The sequence below is a fragment of the Mycolicibacter sinensis genome, assembly GCF_001673565.1.
GTDB lineage: Bacteria > Actinomycetota > Actinomycetes > Mycobacteriales > Mycobacteriaceae > Mycobacterium > Mycobacterium sinense_C.
In genome coordinates, this window is record NZ_LZMF01000019.1 from 1 (window position 1) to 5,125 (window position 5,125).

5 protein-coding genes are annotated in these 5,125 nt (G+C 68.1%); 3 read left to right on the forward strand and 2 right to left on the reverse strand.

Annotation, left to right across the window (positions count from 1 at the left end; translation table 11 throughout):
- Nucleotides 1-169 precede the first annotated feature (169 nt).
- Entirely contained in the window at nucleotides 170-1,018 is an 849-nt protein-coding gene (locus tag A5648_RS03440) for a hypothetical protein (protein WP_065023207.1), read from the forward strand.
- 60 nt (nucleotides 1,019-1,078) lie between these two features.
- Here A5648_RS03440 and A5648_RS03445 read toward each other — a convergent pair whose 3' ends face one another.
- Nucleotides 1,079-2,296, reverse strand: a complete 1,218-nt coding sequence (locus tag A5648_RS03445; RefSeq protein ID WP_065023208.1) for an acetyl-CoA C-acetyltransferase — start codon at nucleotides 2,294-2,296, stop codon at nucleotides 1,079-1,081.
- Nucleotides 2,297-2,330: 34 nt separating this feature from the next.
- Nucleotides 2,331-3,185: an SGNH/GDSL hydrolase family protein gene (locus tag A5648_RS03450; protein ID WP_065023209.1), complete on the reverse strand. Its 855-nt coding sequence runs from the start codon at nucleotides 3,183-3,185 to the stop codon at nucleotides 2,331-2,333.
- Nucleotides 3,186-3,367: 182 nt separating this feature from the next.
- Here A5648_RS03450 and A5648_RS03455 point away from each other — a divergent pair, with 182 nt between their 5' ends.
- A complete protein-coding gene (locus tag A5648_RS03455; protein ID WP_065023210.1) occupies nucleotides 3,368-4,420 on the forward strand; it encodes an alpha/beta hydrolase in 1,053 nt (350 codons plus the stop codon).
- Nucleotides 4,421-4,455: 35 nt separating this feature from the next.
- A partial coding sequence (locus tag A5648_RS03460) for a pyridoxal-phosphate dependent enzyme (protein WP_131810513.1) occupies nucleotides 4,456-5,125 on the forward strand: 670 nt, incomplete at its 3' end.

Genomic DNA, 5,125 nt, shown 5'->3' on the forward strand with positions numbered 1-5,125 from the left:
GCACATATTCCGAAACCGAACAAACCGCAGCACACCAACCCTTGACCGGACCCCACCCCTTCAGGGATGACTCTGCGCTGACCAGGCAAGCTACTCGCACTTTTGCCTGGTACGCGCAGAGTCAACTGCTTTTTGGGGTGCTGTCGGTGGGCATTGGCAGCATTCCGGCATGGATGACGAACCGTTCCTCGGTAGCGAAGCACTAGCGGCCGGTGTGGTCACGTGGCACGAGTTGGACAAGTACTACGCGGCGATCATGCCGAACATCTACCTGGACCGACGTGTCAAGCCGATGCTGCAGCACCGCACTGCGGCCGCCTGGCTCTGGGCGCATCGCCAGGCGGTGATCTCCGGCCTGGCGGCCTCCGCACTGCACGGTGCAAGCTGGATCAGCGACGATACGGTCGTCGAATTGATCTGGCGTAACGCGCGAGCACCGCACGGCGTCAAGACCCGTGCCGACCTGCTCCTGGATGGTGAGTTCCAGCGCCGTCGCGGTGTATCCGTCACCACCCCGGAACGCACCGCTTTCGATCTGGGCCGGCGTGGGACCCTCGGCCAGGCGGTCGCCCGACTCGACGCGCTAGCCAACGCCACGCATTTCAAGATCGAGGACGTGGCGGAGCTGGCAGCGCGGCATCGGCATACCCGGGGACTGCGCCAACTCGAAGCCGCGCTGGACCTCGTCGACGCCGGCGCACAATCGCCGAAAGAAACCTGGCTGCGGCTGCTCCTCATCAATGCCGGCTTCCCGCGGCCGCAGACCCAGATCCCCGTTCTCGGAATGGACGGATACCCCAAATACTTCCTCGACGTGGGGTGGCAAGACCTCATGCTCACGGTGGAATACGACGGCGATCAACATCGCACCGATCGGCTGCAGTACGTCAAAGATGTGGAGCGGCTGGAGTACATCCAAAGCGTCGGCTGGACGCATATCAAAGTGCTCGCCGAACACCGGGGCTACGACGTGATCCGCCGAACCCGGCGGGCGTGGGACGCGCTGAAACGGCGTTGACTCTGCGCTGACCAGGCAGGTCACTCGCACTTTTGCCTGGTGAGCGCAGAGTCAACGGAATTAAGACAGCCGCTCGACCACCATCGCCATGCCCTGGCCGCCGCCCACACACATGGTCTCCACGCCGAACGTCTTGTCGTGGGTGGCCAGGTTGTTCAGCAGGGTGGCGGTGATGCGGGCGCCGGTCATGCCGAACGGGTGGCCCAGCGCGATCGCGCCGCCGGACACGTTCAGCTTGTCCTCGTCGATGCCGAGCTCGCGCGCGGAACCGAGCACCTGCACGGCGAAGGCCTCGTTGATCTCGAACAGGTCGATGTCCGAGACCGACATCTTCGCGTTGGTCAGAGCCTTCTTGACCGCCTCGATCGGGCCCAGACCCATGATCTCCGGCGACAGGCCGGAAACCCCGGTGGCCACGATCCGGGCCAGCGGCTTGAGGCCCAGCTGCTTGGCCTTGGTGTCGCTGGTGATGACCACCGCGGCCGCGCCGTCGTTCAGCGGGCAGGCGTTACCGGCGGTGATCGTGCCGTCGGGCCGGAACACCGGCTTGAGCTGGCTGATCTTCTCGTAGGTGGTGCCGGCGCGCGGGCCGTCGTCGGTGCTCACCACGGTGCCGTCCGGCAGCGTGACCGGGGAGATCTCGCGGGCGAAGAAGCCGCTCTTGATGGCCTCCTCGGCGCGGTTCTGGCTGCGCACGCCCCAGTGGTCCTGGTCTTCGCGGCTGATCCCGGTGTGCAGCACCACGTTCTCGGCGGTCTGGCCCATCGCGATGTAGACGTCGGGCAGGTTGCCGTCGGCGCGCGGGTCATGCCATTCCGTGGCGCCGGCCGCGGCGGCCTCGGAGCGGGCCATGGCGTCATTGAACAGCGGGTTCTTGCTGTTCGGGGCGCCGTCGGCGGCACCGATACCGAACTGCGACACCGTCTCCACCCCGGCGGAGATGAACGCGTCGCCCTCGCCGGCCTTGATCGCGTGGAACGCCATCCGGGTGGTCTGCAGCGACGACGAGCAGTAGCGGTTCACCGTGGTGCCCGGCAGGAAGTCATAGCCGAGCAGCACCGAGACGACGCGGGCGATGTTGTAGCCGGCCGCACCGCCCGGCTGGCCGCAGCCCATCATCAGGTCGTCGATCTGGTGCGGGTTCAGCTCGGGCACCTTGTCCAGGGCGGCGCGCACCATCTGGGCGGCCAGGTCATCCGGCCGCATGGTGACCAGCGATCCCTTCCCGGCCCGGCCGATCGGCGAACGAGCAGTTGAGACGATGACAGCTTCGGGCACGGTGACTCCTTGCGATCGGGTACTCCAGGGAAATCTAGTCCGCTGGGGCCAGCACGTGTGAATCGGCCTCGTCCAGTGCGGCGCACAGCGCCGGGATCACCTGAGTCGCCGCCAGCGCGTACCCCGCGGCCGACGGGTGGTACTGGTCGGGGGCGAACAGCAGCGCAGGGGACTCGCGAAACGCCGGGGCGCAGAAGTCGGCGAACGGAACGGCGATACCGCCGGCGGCCTTGACGGCCTGGGTCTGGGCGCGAGCCAGCTGTCGCGCCCGGGCATGCGCGACCCAGCGCAGCGGTTGTGGGATCGCGCTGATCACCGAGAAATCGGGGCAGGTGCCGACGACCACCGCCGCACCGCTGGAGCGCAGTCGTTTCACCGCCGCGTGCAGTCGCTGCGCCGAGACGGCGATGCCGTTGAGCGTGGTGACATCGTTCGCGCCGATCATGATCACCGCCGCGTCCGGTGGCGGGCCCGCGACGAACATCGCGTCGACCTGGCCGGCGAGGCCCTTGGAGGTGGCGCCGACAATTGCCTTGGTGCTCAGGCGGATCCGCTTACCGGTCCGCTCGGCCAGCGCCTTGGCGATCAGCGCGCCGGGCACCTCCTCGGGCGAACAGCAGCCGTAGCCGGTCCCGGTCGAGTCACCGAAGATCATCAGGTGCAGATCGACGCTCATGCCGCGCTGAAAACGGTCCACGGTGGCGTCGCCGGCAACGTAGATGCCGTCGGCGCACGGCGGGATTTTGCATGCCCGGGGGATGGTTTGGCGCGCCAGATCGGCCTGACCGGCCAGCAGATTGCGCACACCCAGGTAAAGGGTTCCGCTGGAGGCGAGCGCCCCGGCAGTGGCCAGCGTGATCGCCGACCGCCGCGCCACCCGGATCCCCATGCTGCAAGTTTAGGCGTGCACGCATCCCGGGCGCCCGCGCGCAGCAAACAAAAATGATCACGATGCGGACCCGAAGCCGTATCGGAACAAACCCTGAGATTTCTTCACAGACTTTTCCGTGTGACGATGCGAGGTACCGCGTTGGCTGTGCCGGCCCGGGCCGGCGGGAGGGAGTGTGCACCATGACCGCGCCCAGCAAGATTACCAGCTCGCCGCGTGGATTCAGCCGCCTGAACCCGGCACTGCGACCCCGCCGCTTCCCCCGCAATGACGGCCTGCCGGTCGAGGTCGTGGAGGATGCGCCCAGCGTCGAGGGACGGCTGACGTGGCTGGCGACCCGGCTCACCGTCCGGCCGGTGCTCTCGGTCGGCAGCTACCTCCCGCGCATGCCGTGGCCGTTCGGTCTGTTGGACTTCGCCGCCAAGGCGGTGCTGCCGGCGCCGGGCACCGTGCGGGCCAGCATCCGGTTGCCGCACTGCACGGCGAAGATGGTGCGTGCCGCCGGCGTCTTGCCCGCCGACGGCACCCGGCGGGTCGTGCTGTACATGCACGGCGGCGCCTTCTTGGCCTGCGGGGCCAACACGCATGGCCGGCTCGTCACGAAGCTGTCGAAGTACGCCGACAGTCCGGTGCTGGTGGTGGAGTACCGGATGGTGCCCAAGCACTGCATCGACGACGCGGTCGACGACTGTTACGACGCCTACCGCTGGCTGCGCCGGCAGGGCTATGCACCCGACCAGATCGTGCTGGCCGGCGACTCCGCCGGCGGCTACCTGTCGCTGGCGCTGGCCGAGCGACTGCTGGACGAGAGCGGGGACGACGAGACCCCGGCGGCGATCGTGGCGATGTCACCGCTGCTGGAGATCGCCAAGGAAGCCAAGCAGGCGCATCCGAACATTCACAGCGGCGCGATGTTTCCGCCCCAGGCGTTCGACGCGTTCGTCGAACTGGTCGAAGCGGCGGCCCGCAACCACGGCCGGCCTGGCCAGGTCTTCGAACCGCTGCAGCACGTCAAGCCGGGCCTGCCGCGCACCCTGATCCATGTCTCGGGCTCGGAGGTGCTGCTGCACGACGCGCGGCTGGGCGCCAGGGTGCTGGCCGCAGCGGGCGTCCCGGTGGAACTGCGGGTGTGGCCCGGCCAGATCCACGTCTTCCAGCTCGCCGCACCGTTCGTGCCCGAGGCCACCCGCTCGCTGCGCCAGATCGGCGAATACATCCGCGAAGCCACCGGCTGACCCGGAGGGACACCCAACCTGACACCATGGCAGGCATGCGGATAGCGCGCCACATCAGTGACCTCATCGGCAACACCCCCCTGGTCGAGCTGAATTCCATCGTTCCCGCCGGCGCCGGCCGGGTGGTGGCCAAGGTCGAATACCTCAACCCGGGCGCCAGCTCCAAGGACCGCATCGCGGTGAAGATGATCGACGCCGCCGAGGCCAGCGGGGCACTCAAGCCCGGCGGCACCATCGTCGAACCGACCTCCGGCAACACCGGTGTCGGTCTGGCGCTGGTCGCGCAGCGCCGCGGATACAAATGTGTGTTCGTCTGCCCCGACAAGGTCAGCGAGGACAAGCAGAACGTGATGCGGGCCTACGGCGCCGAGGTGGTGGTGTGCCCGACCGCGGTACCGCCCGACGACCCGGCCAGCTACTACAGCGTGTCAAACCGGCTGGTCGAGGAGATCGACGGCGCCTGGAAGCCCGACCAGTACTCCAACCAAGCCGGCCCGGAGAGCCACTACGAGACCACCGGCCCGGAGGTCTGGAACGACACCGACGGCCAGGTCACCCATTTCGTCGCCGGGATCGGCACCGGCGGCACCATCACCGGCACCGGCCGCTACCTCAAGGAGGTGTCGGGAGGCCGGGTGCGGATCATCGGCGCCGACCCGGAGGGCTCGGTGTACTCCGGGGGAACCGGCCGGCCGTATCTGGTGG

Excerpts from the sequence above, each read along its gene's own strand:
- A5648_RS03450 (WP_065023209.1), bottom strand. The coding sequence starts at position 3,185 with ATGGGGATCCGGGTGGCGCGGCGGTCGGCGATCACGCTGGCCACTGCC.
- A5648_RS03455 (WP_065023210.1), top strand. The coding sequence starts at position 3,368 with ATGACCGCGCCCAGCAAGATTACCAGCTCGCCGCGTGGATTCAGCCGC.
- A5648_RS03440 (WP_065023207.1), top strand. The coding sequence starts at position 170 with ATGGATGACGAACCGTTCCTCGGTAGCGAAGCACTAGCGGCCGGTGTG.